We start from the raw sequence: 15,460 nt of genomic DNA on the forward strand, positions 1-15,460 counted from the left end.
CATGTCGGCCAAGTCGTTTGCGGTGCTCGGTTCCCTTACAGTTCTGTTGTTTTGCCTGCCAGACACACACGCACAGAGTTTCGGTGCGGCCAAGGAAAAAGTGCTCCTGCAACGCAAGCTTCCCGCTCTGACCCATCTCTCGGGCAAAACGATCAAAGTGAAAGTCACGGCCCACAAAGAGGACGCCAGTCTCGCGCCCGACCTCAGCGCCCAACTCGAAACCGAACTTCTCAAGAATGACCCTCGCCTGACGACGACCGAAAACAATCCTTCTTCCATCATTGTTTGCCAGATCACCGACTACTCCCATCCGCAACCAATCGTTACGACACAGCAAGCGCTCTCGATCGGAAAAAAGGGAACCAAAACCGAAGCGGCTACGCGCATCACCGGAACACTGAGCGTCGCATTTCAGGCCAAGACTGCCGCCGGCCAGACGTTGATCTCAGACAACATAACATCCAAATACGATCAGACGTTTAGCGGTGGAAACACCACGGTTAGCGGAATCAAGAACACGGTGACAGGCGGCTGGAAGAAACTGACGGGAGGTGGCAGCAGTGAGGACGTGAATCCGCCCACCGACGCCGAGTTGCGTTCTCGGCTCATCGGGGATGTCGTCCGGCAGATTGCCTCCCACGTCGTGAATACCAACGAAACCATCGACGTCTTTCTCGCCCGGGATAAGGGACCTCTTGAAGCAGGCGACAAGGACGCCATGGCTGGATTGTGGCAGCGTGCATTGGAGACGTTTGAGACCGCGCCCCAACTTCCCAAGCGAGAAGACGACGCCTATCGCCTCTACGACATCGGCGTGGCCTATGAAGCCCTTGCATATAAAGCAGAAGATCCGAAGTCGGCGATGAAGTTCCTCGATGAGGCGGCCATCAACTACGGCAAAGCCATCGATGCCAAACCCGCTGAGAAGTACTTCCTCGAGCCCCAGAAGCGCATTGAAACCGCGATCTCCCACTACAAGAGACTCGAAGGCGAAGGACGTACCGCAGAAAAAGCCGAGGCGCCTGCGGTGGGCAAGTCAGACGACGCCAAGGCTCTCACCAACGAGAAAGTCCTCGCCATGGTCAAGGCTGGTGTGGATGACGAAACGGTTGCTCAGACAATTCGCAATGCCAAGCTGGCGCGCTTCGATCTGAGCGCTTCCGGGCTCCATGCTCTTTCGACAGGCGGTGTCAGCGACCAGGTCCTCAAAGCCATGAAGGCACGTGCATCTCATAAAACCGTGGCAGCGAAATGATCCGAACCGCGAAAATCGGCATGCTTCCCATTGCCGTGTCGGTGTTTTTGCTGGGCGCATGCATCTCTGCGCAGGCGCAGGACGACCGTTGCGGCGCGGGCAAGGATCTCGTTGTGCAGGCGCTCGAACGGGTGACCCCGCAAAGCGGCAACGACGCATTTGGAGATGCGCTCCAGCTCTTGAAACACGCGGTTGCAGAGTGTCCCGAACTCGGCGACGCGTGGTACTACCGGAGCCTGGTGGAAAAACGGCTCGGCCATGATGTCCAGGCCAAATACGCTATGGACAAGGCAAGCTTCAACGGCTCTGAAGCATTGCAGCAAGGTTTGAATCCATTGGTTCTCTCCACGCCCGCGAGCCGCGGCCTCTCCGCCGTAGCGGGTTCTGAAAGTGCAAGCACTCCCTCATCCGTTCCCGTTGGTCCGGTCAACCAGAAGTGGGCTCTCGTCGTCGGTATCGGCAAGTTTGGCGATACCGGCGTCCCAGCGCTTCGCTTCACCACCGCCGACGCAAATGGAATTGCAAACGCGCTGAAAGATCCAGCCATCGGGCGCTTTCCGCCGGCAAATGTGCATGTCCTGACCGATGAGCAGGCAACGACGAAGAACATCAAAGAGGAGCTCAACTGGATCGCGCGTCACGCCCAGCCCAATGATCTTGTGCTGATCTACGTGGCCACACACGGCACGCCCCGCACGCTGGATTCCAGCGGCGGTGCGAATTATCTGGTCACATACGATACCGAAATCTCCGCTGGAAGCGGTGTTAACGAAGACGCCCTCTATGCCACCGCATATCCCATGGTGGATTTGGCAAACGCAGTGGCTACGCGCATGAAGTCTCTGCGGACTGCGGTGATCCTCGATACCTGCTACAGCGCCGGATCCATCAAGACCGATGCATCCTCCGTTTCCCCGATCGCCAGTTCAGCGCCCTCCGATCAGATGTTGAAACACATGACCGACGGGACAGGCCGCATCGTAATCGCGGCAAGCGGAGTGAATGAGGAATCCCTCGAAAGCCCCGACTTGAAGCACGGGTATTTCACTTACTTTCTGTTGCAGGCTCTCGAGAAAGGCAAAGGACGAACTCCCCTCAGCCAGATATTCGCATCTGTCGCGAAACAAGTGTCACAGAGCGTGAACACACAGCACCCCGTAATGAGCCGGAGTTCACCCGATGCCGACTTCGCCATCGGCGACAACTCGACAGCAACCGCTTCGAGCGAGCCGTAGACACCGCCATTTACCCCAGTTCAGCGATTATTTCTTCACGCCTCCACCACCTGATGGCATGGATGGGGCTGAGGGAGCGGCAATCGGAGCGGGAGACGCGGTCGTCCCGCCGCCGCGCATTCCGCCTGACCCTGCGTAGGATGTCCCGAAGGAATTCCCCGAGGATGATGAACTCGAAGAAGGCGCATACCCGCGATGGATCGATGCGCTCAGCATCTCCGACTTTGTGATGCCGCCCCCCATGGGCTGGCCCGCCCGCGGAACGCTGGCATAAATCGCAGTGCTGGCGGTGCCGTGGCTGATCGATTCGCGTGAGAACTTATTCAGGTTCCCGAGCGTTCCCCGCGGCACACCCAATCCGGCCGAGTCCTTTCGGAATTCGAACTTCGTCGGCGATGCGACTTGCGAACCCACGATGGGCCTGGTGTTCACAGCGATCATCGAGGGCGCATGCGGAAGCGGCGGGTGGCCCGGCAAGTGCGGCGGCTGCGTGCGTCCACTGCCTCCTCCCGAAGTGTGTCCGATCGGCGTAAGGGCGGCGACGTTATTCAGGCCGTACCATCCTCCTCCGCCTGCGCCGGGAAACCATCCCCAGCCCATATCGCCGCAGTACGCCCACGAGCCAGAGTGATACGGTGTCCACCCCCATGGGTACGGAGAAACCCAGGAATAGCCCGCGCCCTGGTACCACGCCCAGGTGCCATTCGCGAACGGATCCCACGCCGCGCTGGCGAAGTAAGGCCGCCACATTGACCCGCCACCACCACAGCCGGCGGCATTGACGAAACTTCCGTAGTACGACATATCCCGGGTGCCATAGGCATAGGGAGAGTTGACCCCGCTTAACGCAGCCACACCCGAGTGATACGAGGACGCTTCGTGATCCCATCCATCAAACGGGCTTGTCTCGACGTTGTGGGCGATCGTGGGCTCACTCTGATCCGAAGTCTGAAACGTCGCTGTCTTTTTTTTGGGAATGCTCACTGCGCCGTTCGCTTCATCGATGTGAAGTGCTCCATCCATCACGGCGAGCTTGGCCTCGGTGCCTTCGAGGGCCAGCCGAATATGCGCCGCAGGATCGAGATTGAGCGTGCGATCTCCAAAAATCAATTTGAATTCATTCGCCGCCTTGCCGCTCTGCGGCTTCACCAGGCTGACGTACGCGGTTCCCTCGATGAGGTGAATGGAAGAGATGGTCGCTCCGCTTGCAGAGCGCTCCAGGCGCGGAAACTCGACAAGGGAATTCGGCGCCAGACGAAGGGAGCTGTTGTCTTCAAACTCCACCTCGGCGACGCCCTCGCCGGTGCGCAACTGGTTGTGTTCGACGATGGGCAGGTTTGCGATGGCCCGTTCATAGCCGCGCCCGTCGCTGCGGTCGACCTGGACAGAGCCCTTCACCTGGCTCAGGCGCACAATGCGTACCTTGGATACGCCAGGAGTTGTACCTGTTGCGTCATTCGACTGCGCGTGCAGGATCGGAGCAAGCAGCAGCAGCGGGAGAAATGTCATGGCCTTGGAAAGGTATGTCGATCGCATGTTCGCATCCTCTTGTTCTTTGTTGGGCGAACGTTGGTAGTCAAGCGCCTAGCCACAGCACCGGCCAGGACGCACCGTGCCACAAATGCTAGCACGATCTTTGACGGCTTGCTGGCTTTTCAAGTTCCGCGGTTCCCTGGGTATATTTCGTTCGGGAAATCTCCGCTTTGAAGGAATCCAACCTTGCTTTTGAGAATTCGGAGTGACCGACTCCAAAAGCCTGCAGTGTCGACAGTCCGGTCTGCAAACCCAGCGGCCCCCTCACCTTGGCTGTGCGACAGTAAAAGTAAGCATGGCAGAAGCAACGACATTGACCCCGCGCACCCGGTTTCTCGGGTACGGAGCATGCGCAGTCGCGGGATGCCTGTGGGGTACCGGTTTCTACTTTGGTCGGCTCGCGCTCAATGAGATGAGCGTGGAGCACATGGTGCTCTACCGGTTCCTGTTTGCCTGCGTCGGCCTTCTCCCCGTCGCGCTGCTCAACCGGGTGCGTTTCACTGGCAGCGAGATTCGCATCCTGCTTGTTTCATCGTTCTTTGGGATTCCCGTCCAGTTCCTGATTCAGTTCCACGGCCTGGCACACACCACGGTCAGCCACGCATCCCTGATGGTCGGCTCCATGCCGGTCCTGCTCGGCGTCGCGGCGGCCCTCTTTGCCGGCGAGCATCTCGATCGCTTTGGCTGGGCGGCCCTGATCGCCTCCACCATTGGCGCGGCGCTGATCGTCCTTGGCGGCCACATCGGGGTCCCCGACGAGCGGTCTTTGCTTGTTGGGGTGATTCACCGCGGTCCTGCAACGCTGGGCGAACCCACACTGTATGGCGATTTGCTGGTGGTCCTCTCGCTTTGCACCGCGCTCAGCTGGATCCTGCTCAGCAAAAAGCTGATGCAGACCCACAGCCCCATGGTGGTCACTGCCTACAGCATCGTGGCCGGCACCGTCATGCTGGTGGCGTGGATCCTGGGGCCGATGATCCTGAACCCCTGGCGGGCAGACAAAGTGGCGCCGCCGCCCTTCGCCCATGTCAGCCTCACCGCCTGGGTGGCCCTGGCCATCAGCGGCCTGGCCTGCACGGCAACCACAACCTTTCTGTGGAACTGGGGCATCCACCACGTCCCGGCTTCGCGCGCCGGAGTCTTTCTCAATATCGAGCCAGCCCTCGGCTCCTACCTCGGCGTCCGGCTTCTCGGCGAACACCTCGGCCCGTACGCCTGGTTCGGCGGAGCTCTCATCCTCGGCGCTGCCATCGTTTTAACAACGCGCAGCCATAACCAACCAGACGTGATCCTTGAATAAGACTCCCAGGAGTAAGAAGCACCAGAGTAATGCGCCGAGGTCACATGCCGGGTGAACCCAAAGGCTCATGCCCTCCCCACCATAGCGCCATTGTGACTCTCCTCAGCGGAGCTAGACTTGCCCTTGTTCGTGGAGGTGAAAGTGACGCTTTTGACGTGGAGTCACGAGTGCATCGTCGGCGTCGAAGCCATCGATGATCAGCACGGCATCCTTATGGATACGCTGAATGAACTGCGCGTCATGCTTCTGCGCGGAGGCGACCGCCGAGACGTCACCCTGCAGCTCGAACGCCTCATTGACTTCACCCACATGCACTTCCGAAGTGAAGAACAGCTTTTGCTGCAACAAGGATTCCCCGGTATCAACGACCATCGGACCGCACATCATCACCTGATGGGAAAGCTTTATGCGGCTCTGGAACAAATCAATCACGAAGAAGTCCTTCACTTCCCATCGTTGCTTGGGTTCCTGCCCTCGTGGTACCTCGATCATGTGGAGAAGCTGGACCAGCCCTGCGGCGCGTGGTTGAACCAGCACGGCGTCTATTGATTAGCTACAGAAGGCAGCTTCAGGGCCTTCTACCCCTCGAACGACAACTGCGCCGAGGCCCACGGCGATGGCGCGGCTTTCGGCTCCGCTGCCAGGTCGTACACCAGCCGCTCCAGCACAAGCCGCTTATCCGGCGGCGACGAGCGAAGCTCGAGATCGGCACGCGCAATCAAGCGAAGCGCCCGCGTTAAATCGCGCCGGCTCTTGTACCGCCGCGCCTGCCGAATCAGATCGTCCGCTGCGAATGGCGGCATGCGAAACCCCTGCCACAACGCCTGCCAGATCGCGCGCGAATCCCGCACATTCTTCTCGACGATCACCAGCATCTGCCGAAACGTGCGCGCCAGCATATACAGGTGGCCGATCGCGGCATCCTCGCCCGCATCCGAGCTGTTCAGCAGCCCGTGCAGCAGCGCGAGGGCCTTCGCCGTATTGCGTGAGCTGATGGCGTCAGTCAGTTCATAAAGCGAGCGCTGCTTGGCGGCCAGCACCATCGTCTCGACATCCCCCAGCGTAATGCGGCCCCGTCCAAAGGTGTAGAGCAGCAGTTTCTCCAACTCCGACGCAATCAGCATCATGTCCGCGCCCAGGGCATCCACCAGCTCGCGCGCCGCGTCTGCCTCCAGCTTCGTATCGGCAGCCAGCGCCGTGGCGACAGCCCAGCGCATCGCATCTTCGTCCGCCACGCGCGCCAGTTCGACCATGCCGCAATGCTCGCCCAGCGTCTCGGTCAAGCGCTCGAAGCGGTTCTTGTCGTCCATCTCCATGCGCCGCGTATCGGTGGGAATACGCAGAAAATCGGCGACAAAAATCAGCAGCGCCTGCGGATTCGGCGACTTGAAATAACGATCCAGCGCGGCAAACTCGTCCTTTTTCGCCCCACGCGTATACAACTGGCGCACATTGCGCACAAAAATCACTTGAAACGGCGCCATGAGCGAAGGCGTCTGGGCACGGTCCAGCACATCGAAAATCGGAGTTGAACCCAGGTCGAGGTCGGAGAGGCAAAAATCCTTCAGGTCGGGAGGAACAAATGCCTTCAGAACAGCCTCGCGGCACCGATCCAGCAGGAAGATCTCATCGCCCGCGAGCACATAGCCCGCCCGCAGGGAGCCTTTTCCGGCGGCCGCAGCCTCAATCTCCCCCACAAAACGCCCGACGGCGCTGATGCCCGCGCCCCAGCGAGAGCCGGTCATCGCACAAAGCCCCAGATTTGCAGAGCGGCAGGCATGCGTATACAGATTACCAGCGCATCACCATTGGAAACCTGAGGATTAGAAGGCCGAAACCCCGCACGCAACAGCCCCCGACTCTGGGCTTGTCACTCCCTATTCCCTAGTCCCTGGTCCCTATTCCCTGCTTTTTACATTCCTTCCAGCACATCCGCCACCAGCGCCCGGGCAAATTCGCGTGACAATCGGTCAATTGCCGCAGGGCGCTCATCCAGAAATGTCGGCAGATCGGAGGTCGACTGGTACTGTCCGCGAAAGACGTAGTTCTTGTTCTCATACAGCACCTTGCCCTCGCGGTCCTGCAGCGTCACGGAAACAACCAGAGTAATGAGAAAACTCGACGACTGTTGCGTCGTGGTGTTGTAGGTCAGCGGCGCCACCGTTTCGTTCAGGATCGTCCCCTTCAAAACCACGTCGGAATCAGTGTTCGCGGACGGCGTCACGCGCATCCGCGAACGCGCCGCAAACTCGCGAATCACCGCGTCGGTCAGTGCAGATTCGGTGTGGTAAGCCTCGGTGTGCGTGGCAAACACCGGAACCGAAAGGGTGCGCGCATTCGGAGGCAGATGGGTAGGCGCGCCGAGGGTGTGGTATCCGCAGCCGGACACGGCGCCCAGGGCCGCCACAACTACGAATCCTAAAATGCTGCGCATCATGCTGGCTCCATTGTAGCGTCGCGTCGCTTCCGACTTCACACCCACGCAGTAGCCAGCATCCCCAGGCCGAGCAGAGAAAGCTTCAGGCCATCCGCGCGGTTGTTGAAGTAAAGATCGTTCAGGCGGACAGAATCGACTTGCTCGACGCGATGGAATCCCGCCTGTCGCAGTTCCGCCTCCAGAGTCTCCGGTGTAAAGAAAAGCTGGAACGGCTCCCCGGCCGCTGCGACGCGTTCCGCCAGCCGGTCAAACGCAATGCGTCCGATGGGGCTCAGCGTCTCTGGATCTACTGCGTAATCGAATGTGACCGCACTTCCCGCAGGCATCTGCGCCACCACGCTCAACGTTGCGCGAAATGCTTCGAGCGTCAGATACGGCACAACGCCGAGCCAGCCGAAGAACGTCGGCACTTCGAAATCCAATCCTGCCTGCCAGAGCCCTTCGGCCAGCGTCTGGTGCTCGAAGTCCAGCGCGACAAATACGAGATTGGACGGCAATGCGATCGCAGCCTGCTCCAGCATGGCTCGCTTCCACACCTGCGTGGCCGGAAAGTCCACCTCAAACACCCGCAATGCCGGAAATGGATTGCGGTAGGCAAACGTGTCCAGTCCCGCTCCGAGCACCACGTATTGCGTTATGCCGCCGGCGACAGCCTCAGCCAGCCGGTCCTCCGCATACCGGCTGCGCGCCGCCATGAATCCGCGAAAGTCGCGCCCCACCGGGTGCAGTGCACGCTCCATCAGCCGCGGATATCCCTCGCCGACCAGGCGCAGCGCAATGGGGTCATCCAATACCGGAGGCTTGTCGGCCAATTGATGCGCCGCGCGCCGAATTGCCACACCCAGAGCTGTTTTGCTGGCCCGACCCGTCTCCATAAAATCCAGTCTAGATGAAGGAACAACGGGCCGCTGCCGCATACCATAAGTGCTATGACTTGGATTGGATGGGCGCTTCTCTCAGCCGTCTTTGCCGCTGCAACAGCCTTGCTCGCGAAAGTGGGCGTGGCGCACGTCGACTCAAACCTCGCCACCGCCATACGCACCACGGTCGTCCTCGTGTTTGCGTGGGGCATCGCGCTGGCGCTCGGCAAGCATGGCGAGATCCGCCTTCTCGACGGGCGCACCTTCCTCTATCTCGTGCTCTCCGGACTGGCCACCGGACTTTCGTGGCTCTGCTATTTCCGCGCTTTGCAACTTGGACCAGCCTCGCGCGTCGCCCCGCTCGACAAGCTGAGCGTGCCGCTCGTGATGGTCTTCGCATGGCTGCTGCTCGGCGAAAAGCTCACTGTACCGACCGTCGCCGGAGGTCTGCTCATCACCGCCGGTGCAGTAGTGATGGTCCTCGGATGAGTTAGCTTGCCTGGCGCCCAGATCTCGCTTTTGGAAGACTCTGAGAGAGCAATACCTGGATTAACCGGAGCCGGACCGAGTCGGAGTCTGGGTGCTCACGATTTTTCATGTCAATCCCCTTTACCGGAAATATTTCCTAACTATCTTTCGCTTCAGTCACTTCCCGATAGGACCATTTTGCAGGTAATTACTGTACTCGGCGCATAATGGAATCAGCTTCACGAGATAGGTTCTGCTTGCACTGCCGCACATCGGTTTATGATCCCTTGGCCCCTGATCTCTAATTGCTGGGTCGTAAGTCCTTTGTTGAGAAATATTTACGCATAGACTCTTTCTTGTGAAGATTCTGCTGGCTTGCCCGCCGCTAGGTTGCTGAAAGAAGCTAGCTTAGCCCCAAAGTGTGTAGGGGTACCCCCGGCCCGAGCCGAGACTGGAAGGCCTCGTTTTGGTAATGAGAAATCAAACAGCGCCGCCGCGCCGCATCGTTCTCACCGGCTTCATGGGCTCCGGCAAATCCACTGTCGGTCCCATCCTCGCCGCGCGCCTCGGCTGGCAATTCATCGACGTGGACAACGTGATCGAGGCCGAAGCCGGCGCCGCGATTGCTGAAATCTTCGCGCGCCACGGCGAGAGCGCCTTCCGCGACCGCGAGCATGCAACCATTGCGCGGCTCGCCGCAAGCGACGCCTTGGTGCTGGCTCTCGGCGGTGGCGCCATCGAACGCGAAGACACACGTACCCTTCTTCTCAACGCTCCCGGCACCCTGCTCGTGCACCTCGAAGTCGAGCTCAACACAACACTAGCCCGGTGCAGCGGGACCGAAAATACGCGTCCTGTCCTCGCCGATCACTCCAACCTGGCCACGCGGTACGAGCGCCGATTGCCGCTCTACCGCACAGCCCACATTTCCGTTCGCGCAGACACTCTCACGCCCGAACAGGTAGCAGACGCCGTCCTCGAAGCCGCAGGACTGAACCGCCGCATCGACTGAGAGCCGGTTCGAATCCTTTTTTGCTGGTGCCTTATGCCTCGCAACGACGACCTCTACAACGAACTCGCGTTCTACACCCTGGCGCACCCCGACCCCGCCTTCATCCATCAGCTCGTTGTCGATGCCTACGCCGCGCAAAATGCGGACGAATCCACCAAACCGATCGCGATTGTCTTCTCCCTGATCGGCCTCTACCTGCACCTCGAGAAAAGCTTCACCGGCAAACAGGTGCAGAGGGCGCATATGCAGCTCGCACGGTGGCCGAATACCTGGACGAAGCCACCCCTCCCCGCCTTCCGCGGCGCGATTCGCATTGAGGATGTACTCGCCGCCGAACCCGGCTCTGCTCGCGACGCGATGATCGAACGCTGGTGCGCCAACGTATGGGAATGCTGGCAGGCGAGCCGCGCCCAAATCGTGGAAGTGGCACGAAAACACCTTGAAGTGGCCTGACACACCGGTCAGCCCTGTACGGTCGCCGCTTGATATCATCAAGACAGGTGCCAGGGCTCCGCGCCGCCACAGAGGTCACTTTCCGCACAATGACTCCCGTTTCCCAGACTGTCACCTCATCAGAATTCGCTGAGCACGAGGCACGTCTGCCTGGGGAGCCTGCACATGCCGCACACCAGATTCACGCTCCGAGCCCCGGTATGACGGCAACGCTGATCACCGATCTGCGCGAGCTGTTCAAGGTGCGCGTCACGGGAATGGTGGTTATCACCGGGTGGGCGGGTTTCTACCTGGGGTCGATGCAATCGGGAATCTCCAGCGTTCAGCGCGGCCTGCTCGACACACTCATCGGCATCGGCCTGGTTTCCGCCGGGGCCAGTGCCCTTAACCAGGCTCTCGAGCGCAGCAGCGACGCCAAAATGAAGCGCACCGCCGATCGGCCCATTGCCGCCGGGCGCATTTCGCTTGCCCAGGGAATCGTGGCGGGAATCGGCGCCCTGGCGTTCGGCGGATGGTGGCTGCTTCTGCACACCAACCTGCTCACCGTGTCTCTCGCGCTGCTTACGGCATTCTGCTACGTGGCGATTTATACGCCCCTGAAGCGCGTCACTTCGCTTGCAACATTCATCGGCGCATTTCCTGGAGCCATGGGCCCGATGCTCGGCTGGACCGCCGCCCGCGGACGCATTGAGTGGCCCGCAGTTGCGCTCTTCGCTATTCTCTTCGTCTGGCAGTTTCCGCACTTCATGGCCATCGCGTGGCTCTACCGCGAGGACTACGGACGCGCCGGCATCCGCATGCTCCCCGTCGTTCAGCCCGACGGGTGGTCCACCTTTGTGGAGGCACTGTTCTACGCCATAGTCATGATTCCGGTCAGTCTCCTGCCGTGGCGGCTCGGCATGGCAGGCGCGGTTTACGCGTTTCCCGCAACCGCACTGGGACTCTTCTATCTCGCCTACACGATCCGTTTCAGCCGCATCCTGCGCGCGACCAGCGAAACTGAGAGCCGCATGGTGGCCCGCGATCTGCTGAAGGTGAGCGTCATCTACCTGCCTCTCCTGCTGACCACGTTGATGGTTTGCGCCATCGCCAAACACTGAGGAAAGAATGGGCGCCACGGCAACAACATCGCAACCCCGCGCGAATACGGGTCCGGCCATTCTCGCCATCCTCGCGATCAGTGCGGCTGCTTCTTTGTTTCTCTTCTGGCTGATCTACGAACACCCCGCCGCTGACACCACAAGTACAAAGCTTGCATTTCTGCCCGCGCTCAACGCCGCACTCAACGGCCTCAGCGCAACCGCGCTCCTCGTTGGCTACACTTTTATTCGCGCCCGCAAGATCGCCGCTCACCGCGCGTCGATGATCACAGCTTTCGGTTTTTCCACGCTCTTTCTCGTCAGCTACATCCTGCACCACTACCTGCACGGAGACGTCCGCTACCCCCACGACGCCGCATGGCGCTCGGTCTACCTCCCGCTGCTCGCGAGCCACATCGTTCTTGCAGTCATCGCGCTCCCCATGGTGCTGGTCACGTTCTTCTTCTCCCTTACGGGTCGCTTTCCACAGCACCGTATAATCGCGCGCTGGACATTTCCGATCTGGCTTTACGTATCAGTCACCGGCGTCGTCACCTACGTGATGCTGCGCCTCGCGCAGGGATCGTGAGCCGCATGCCCGTGATCGACCGCGCCCCAGCATCGCCGCAACGCATCACCTCACCCAACGACGGCACGCGCCAGCTTTTGCAATGGGGATCGTCCATGGTGGGCGCGGGCGTGCTGGCCGCAATTCTGCTTCAGACACTGCTCGGCGGCTTCGGCCCCACCGGCGCCAGCACCAACGCCGGCTGGTTCGCTCTCATCGTCGCGCTGATGTGCATCCCGTTCGGCGGACTTCTTCTTACCCTCGGCGTCGCCAAATGGTTTCGCAATCGCAGCCTGCGGCGCTCCGGCAGCCGTGGCGTCTGACACGCCGTCCTCAGCGAGACAGGCCCGCTTCCGCCCCTCGCTCAGATTCCTCATCCGCTCACCGCAATCGCTTGTGGAACTTTCCGTCCTTCACAATCATGGCAATGCTCGCGTGATCCCCTGCCAGTAGAGAAATCTTCTCCAGAGGATTCCCGTCAATCACCAGCAGATCCGCAGCCGCCCCCTTGCGGATGCAGCCTAGCCTGCCCGCCTGCCCCATCAGTTCCGCATTCACCGTGCAAGCCGAACGCAGCACATCGATCGCAGGCAGCACCTGCGCCCGCAGCGTGAACTCCGTGCTCTGCCGCACGTGCTGCTGCCCCAGAAGGTCGCTTCCCAATCCCATCTTCACGCCGGCACGCTTCATGATCTCCAGGCCCTTGAGAGCGGAATCGCCGATCTTCCGCAGTTTTTCCACGCTGACTGCAGGAAGACCAAGCGCCTCACCCTCTTCGAGAAGTCCAAAAAGCGTCGCCATGGTCGGCACCGCGAACGAACCACGATCCGCCACAAATTCCGCCGTCTCCCGATCGATCAGCGTCGCGTGCTCAATCGACCTCACTCCGAACCCAGCCGCGCGACGCACCGCCTCTGTTGGATGACAATGCGCCGCGATATACGATCCGGCACGTTCCGCCTCGTCCACTGCGGCCTTGATTTCATCGTCGGAATACTGGCAGCGATCCAGCGGATCGGTAGGAGAGGCAACACCGCCGGACCCCATGATCTTGATGTGCGCCGCGCCACGCCGCAACTCCTCCCGCACCGCGCGCCGCACCGCATCCGCCCCATCCGCAACCACCGCCATGTGATCGCTGTGGAACGAACAGCCGCAACACGCCACACCATCGAGTGCGTGATCGCCGGGCCTGAAATCCCCATGCCCGCCCGTTTGTGAAATCACGCGCCCTCCATAAAACAGCCGCGGTACGCCTCCCAGCAATCCGTCCCGGATCGCCGAGGCGATCCCCACATCCGCTCCGCCCACATCGCGCACCGTGGTAAACCCGCGATCCAGGCATCCATGCAGAAACTTCGCCGCAAAGTGCGCCAGGTACGACATCGGCGATTGCACCACGCGCGTAATATTCAACCCTGCGGCATACACATGCACGTGCGCATCAATCAATCCCGGCATCAGCACGCAGCCGCTGCAGTCAATCACTTCAGCGTCCGAGTCACTGCTGGGATTGGGTGCGGCAACGTCCTCAATCACTCCGCCCGCAACGACAACGTCTCTGCCGTCGATCAAGGCATCCGAATCACCATCGAATATCCGTGCCGAACGGAAAACCAGCTTCTTGCCTGCTTCTTCCACCTTCGCCATGAATCCTGATCTCCTTTGAAACCTCTCCGACCTTACAAGCCTGGGTGTCCCAGGTCTCGCGTCTGAGACTTGGGATGCTGCAAATCTTCGCGCTCATAAACAATACTTGCTGTCGTCCTTCTAAGCCGGGTACTAGGCATTACCCGATTCCTCACCCTCTTCAGAATCATCCTTTAGATGGAAGTACAACATACGCGAACCAACTGATGACGCAGCAACTCGACCTGCTGAGCGTCACGCCAAGAAAATTTGCAAGTTCCAAGTGCTGCCTCCACCTGATGGATGAGGTCGCGCCGACTATCTATCGGCAAGAGAGGGTGTTGATATTCGGCGGTCAGGCTCTCGCCTTGTCGTGTTCGTCAGTTGATTTCACGTTCGAATGAATCGAGAAGCCGCATTCGATCTTCATTCTGTACGTCCATCGGTTGACCCAGCCGGCGAGCAGCCACCTGAATCTTCACGATGGTGTTCAAGTCGCTTTTATCTCCAACTTCGCTCGATGTTCAAAAAAAACGCTTGCATGTGGTGCGGTGTTATGGTTAACTACAACACCATAGAGGTTGCGGCCGGTGTTGCCTGATGCGGGCTCGCCCCGAAAGAGCCGCACGCTCGCGGAGGAATCAAAATGAAAACGCGTAGTCTGAGTGTGTCGCTCGTTGTTTTGTTGATCTCCACAGCGGCTCTTGCGCAATCGGCCGCGCAAAGCTCATTCGAGCAGCTGAAAGCCTTGGCGGGATCCTGGGAAGGCACCATGGATGGCCAGGCTCTTCATGTTTCATTGCGCGTGACATCGATGGGCAACGCGCTTATGCATGAGATGAAGGGAGCCGGGCCCGATAATCCGATCACCATGTTCCATCTCGATGGCGACCGTCTGCTTCTGACCCATTATTGTGACGCGGGAAACCAGCCCCGTATGGTGGCAACCACTTCGCCTGACGGCAAGACCATCGTTTTCGATTTTCTCGAAGCCACCAATCTTCTAAGCACGCAAATGGGACACATGCAACGCGTCACCTTCACGTTCATCGACTCCGATCATCACACCGAAAAATGGGAATTCGCAATGGCCGCCGGCAAACAGATGGGCGGCTTACTCGACCTGAAGCGCACCAAGTAAACGCTCTGTAGCGGTCGAAGCGTTATTGATTCGCTCGAATAGCTCGTCTTGATCAACAGAGCAACTGAGAGCAGAGGATATCTGGGACAGAGGATGGATTTCGAGTGGAACGACAGTCAGCCGATATACCGCCAGCTTCGCGACCGGGTTGTCGCCATGATGCTCGACGGCGTGCTCAGAGAAGGGGACCCATTGCCTTCAGTGCGCACCGTGGCAGCCGAATATCGGGTCAATCCCCTGACGGTCCTGAAGGCCTATCAACAATTGGTCGACGAGGAACTGGTGGAGACGAGGCGAGGGCGCGGCATGTATATCAATGCCGGCGCACGCACTTTGTTATTGCGAGGCGAACGGCAGAAATTTCTGGACGAAGAATGGCCCAGGATTTGTGCGACCATTCAGCGGCTCGGGCTAAAAGCGGAGGATTTGCTCGATGCCGCGTCGGCGAAGAGCGCCAAGCTGGATTCCCGAAAGAAGGAGCGCTGAAGCC

Annotated in this window: 17 protein-coding genes; 12 read left to right on the forward strand and 5 right to left on the reverse strand. The window is 59.9% G+C overall.

Features of this window, described 5'->3' with window-relative positions; all coding sequences use genetic code 11:
- The first annotated feature begins 1 nt into the window (after position 1).
- Both VK574_RS15905 and VK574_RS15910 read left to right on the forward strand, forming a co-directional pair.
- A complete protein-coding gene (locus VK574_RS15905; RefSeq protein ID WP_472800841.1) occupies positions 2-1,255 on the forward strand; it encodes a hypothetical protein in 1,254 nt (417 codons plus the stop codon).
- 20 nt (positions 1,256-1,275) lie between these two features.
- Complete coding sequence (locus VK574_RS15910; RefSeq protein WP_472800842.1) at positions 1,276-2,490, forward strand: caspase family protein; 1,215 nt, start codon at positions 1,276-1,278, stop codon at positions 2,488-2,490.
- Positions 2,491-2,517: 27 nt separating this feature from the next.
- Here VK574_RS15910 and VK574_RS15915 read toward each other — a convergent pair whose 3' ends face one another.
- Positions 2,518-4,026 carry a DUF6600 domain-containing protein gene (locus VK574_RS15915; protein WP_472800843.1) on the reverse strand — a complete coding sequence of 503 codons (1,509 nt, stop codon included), beginning with the start codon at positions 4,024-4,026 and terminating at the stop codon, positions 2,518-2,520.
- Positions 4,027-4,318: 292 nt separating this feature from the next.
- Between VK574_RS15915 and VK574_RS15920 the strand changes: the two genes are divergently transcribed.
- Together VK574_RS15920 and VK574_RS15925 are read left to right on the forward strand one after the other, a co-directional pair.
- A complete protein-coding gene (locus VK574_RS15920; RefSeq protein ID WP_472800844.1) occupies positions 4,319-5,323 on the forward strand; it encodes a DMT family transporter in 1,005 nt (334 codons plus the stop codon).
- Positions 5,324-5,464: 141 nt separating this feature from the next.
- On the forward strand, positions 5,465-5,872 hold the full coding sequence (locus VK574_RS15925) for a bacteriohemerythrin (RefSeq protein WP_472800845.1): 408 nt from the start codon (positions 5,465-5,467) through the stop codon (positions 5,870-5,872).
- A gap of 29 nt (positions 5,873-5,901) precedes the next feature.
- Here the strand turns inward: VK574_RS15925 and holA are convergent, their stop codons facing one another.
- The 3 genes from holA to VK574_RS15940 form a co-directional block, all read right to left on the reverse strand.
- Positions 5,902-7,068, reverse strand: coding sequence for a DNA polymerase III subunit delta (gene holA / locus VK574_RS15930; protein WP_472800846.1), 1,167 nt, complete (start codon positions 7,066-7,068; stop codon positions 5,902-5,904).
- A gap of 167 nt (positions 7,069-7,235) precedes the next feature.
- Positions 7,236-7,760: an LPS assembly lipoprotein LptE gene (lptE, locus tag VK574_RS15935; RefSeq protein WP_472800847.1), complete on the reverse strand. Its 525-nt coding sequence runs from the start codon at positions 7,758-7,760 to the stop codon at positions 7,236-7,238.
- 35 nt (positions 7,761-7,795) lie between these two features.
- Complete coding sequence (locus VK574_RS15940; protein WP_472800848.1) at positions 7,796-8,635, reverse strand: class I SAM-dependent methyltransferase; 840 nt, start codon at positions 8,633-8,635, stop codon at positions 7,796-7,798.
- Between the two features lie 54 nt (positions 8,636-8,689).
- Here VK574_RS15940 and VK574_RS15945 point away from each other — a divergent pair, with 54 nt between their 5' ends.
- The 6 genes from VK574_RS15945 to VK574_RS15970 all read left to right on the forward strand — a co-directional run bounded on the left by VK574_RS15945 (position 8,690) and on the right by VK574_RS15970 (position 12,523).
- On the forward strand, positions 8,690-9,109 hold the full coding sequence (locus VK574_RS15945) for an EamA family transporter (protein ID WP_472800849.1): 420 nt from the start codon (positions 8,690-8,692) through the stop codon (positions 9,107-9,109).
- A 451-nt stretch (positions 9,110-9,560) separates the two neighbouring features.
- On the forward strand, positions 9,561-10,100 hold the full coding sequence (locus tag VK574_RS15950) for a shikimate kinase (protein ID WP_472800850.1): 540 nt from the start codon (positions 9,561-9,563) through the stop codon (positions 10,098-10,100).
- A 33-nt stretch (positions 10,101-10,133) separates the two neighbouring features.
- The gene (locus VK574_RS15955) at positions 10,134-10,553 is read left to right on the forward strand and encodes a DUF5946 family protein (protein WP_472800851.1); all 420 of its coding nucleotides are present in this window, start codon (positions 10,134-10,136) and stop codon (positions 10,551-10,553) included.
- Between the two features lie 89 nt (positions 10,554-10,642).
- On the forward strand, positions 10,643-11,653 hold the full coding sequence (gene cyoE / locus VK574_RS15960; RefSeq protein WP_472800852.1) for a heme o synthase: 1,011 nt from the start codon (positions 10,643-10,645) through the stop codon (positions 11,651-11,653).
- A 7-nt stretch (positions 11,654-11,660) separates the two neighbouring features.
- Complete coding sequence (locus VK574_RS15965; RefSeq protein WP_472800853.1) at positions 11,661-12,221, forward strand: DUF420 domain-containing protein; 561 nt, start codon at positions 11,661-11,663, stop codon at positions 12,219-12,221.
- Complete coding sequence (locus VK574_RS15970; RefSeq protein ID WP_472800854.1) at positions 12,218-12,523, forward strand: hypothetical protein; 306 nt, start codon at positions 12,218-12,220, stop codon at positions 12,521-12,523. The genes VK574_RS15965 and VK574_RS15970 overlap by 4 nt, the downstream gene beginning before the upstream one ends.
- Positions 12,524-12,581: 58 nt before the next feature.
- Here the strand turns inward: VK574_RS15970 and VK574_RS15975 are convergent, their stop codons facing one another.
- Positions 12,582-13,850 (reverse strand): metal-dependent hydrolase family protein, encoded by a 1,269-nt coding sequence (locus tag VK574_RS15975; protein ID WP_472800855.1) that lies wholly within the window; start codon positions 13,848-13,850, stop codon positions 12,582-12,584.
- Between the two features lie 625 nt (positions 13,851-14,475).
- Here VK574_RS15975 and VK574_RS15980 point away from each other — a divergent pair.
- A complete protein-coding gene (locus VK574_RS15980; RefSeq protein ID WP_472800856.1) occupies positions 14,476-14,970 on the forward strand; it encodes a hypothetical protein in 495 nt (164 codons plus the stop codon).
- A gap of 93 nt (positions 14,971-15,063) precedes the next feature.
- Positions 15,064-15,456, forward strand: a complete 393-nt coding sequence (locus VK574_RS15985) for a GntR family transcriptional regulator (protein WP_472800857.1) — start codon at positions 15,064-15,066, stop codon at positions 15,454-15,456.
- Positions 15,457-15,460 lie beyond the last annotated feature (4 nt).

Source organism: Occallatibacter sp., from assembly GCF_035317045.1.
Classification (GTDB): Bacteria; Acidobacteriota; Terriglobia; order Terriglobales; family Acidobacteriaceae; genus Telmatobacter.

What these genes read in the sequence shown, in the direction of transcription:
- cyoE (WP_472800852.1), top strand. Translation starts at nt 10,643, where the DNA reads ATGACTCCCGTTTCCCAGACTGTCACCTCATCAGAATTCGCTGAGCAC.
- VK574_RS15965 (WP_472800853.1), top strand. Translation starts at nt 11,661, where the DNA reads ATGGGCGCCACGGCAACAACATCGCAACCCCGCGCGAATACGGGTCCG.
- VK574_RS15980 (WP_472800856.1), top strand. Translation starts at nt 14,476, where the DNA reads ATGAAAACGCGTAGTCTGAGTGTGTCGCTCGTTGTTTTGTTGATCTCC.
- VK574_RS15915 (WP_472800843.1), bottom strand. Translation starts at nt 4,026, where the DNA reads ATGCGATCGACATACCTTTCCAAGGCCATGACATTTCTCCCGCTGCTG.
- VK574_RS15975 (WP_472800855.1), bottom strand. Translation starts at nt 13,850, where the DNA reads ATGGCGAAGGTGGAAGAAGCAGGCAAGAAGCTGGTTTTCCGTTCGGCA.
- VK574_RS15920 (WP_472800844.1), top strand. Translation starts at nt 4,319, where the DNA reads ATGGCAGAAGCAACGACATTGACCCCGCGCACCCGGTTTCTCGGGTAC.
- VK574_RS15955 (WP_472800851.1), top strand. Translation starts at nt 10,134, where the DNA reads ATGCCTCGCAACGACGACCTCTACAACGAACTCGCGTTCTACACCCTG.
- VK574_RS15945 (WP_472800849.1), top strand. Translation starts at nt 8,690, where the DNA reads ATGACTTGGATTGGATGGGCGCTTCTCTCAGCCGTCTTTGCCGCTGCA.
- VK574_RS15950 (WP_472800850.1), top strand. Translation starts at nt 9,561, where the DNA reads ATGAGAAATCAAACAGCGCCGCCGCGCCGCATCGTTCTCACCGGCTTC.
- holA (WP_472800846.1), bottom strand. Translation starts at nt 7,068, where the DNA reads ATGACCGGCTCTCGCTGGGGCGCGGGCATCAGCGCCGTCGGGCGTTTT.
- VK574_RS15905 (WP_472800841.1), top strand. Translation starts at nt 2, where the DNA reads ATGTCGGCCAAGTCGTTTGCGGTGCTCGGTTCCCTTACAGTTCTGTTG.
- VK574_RS15910 (WP_472800842.1), top strand. Translation starts at nt 1,276, where the DNA reads ATGCTTCCCATTGCCGTGTCGGTGTTTTTGCTGGGCGCATGCATCTCT.
- lptE (WP_472800847.1), bottom strand. Translation starts at nt 7,760, where the DNA reads ATGATGCGCAGCATTTTAGGATTCGTAGTTGTGGCGGCCCTGGGCGCC.
- VK574_RS15940 (WP_472800848.1), bottom strand. Translation starts at nt 8,635, where the DNA reads ATGGAGACGGGTCGGGCCAGCAAAACAGCTCTGGGTGTGGCAATTCGG.
- VK574_RS15985 (WP_472800857.1), top strand. Translation starts at nt 15,064, where the DNA reads ATGGATTTCGAGTGGAACGACAGTCAGCCGATATACCGCCAGCTTCGC.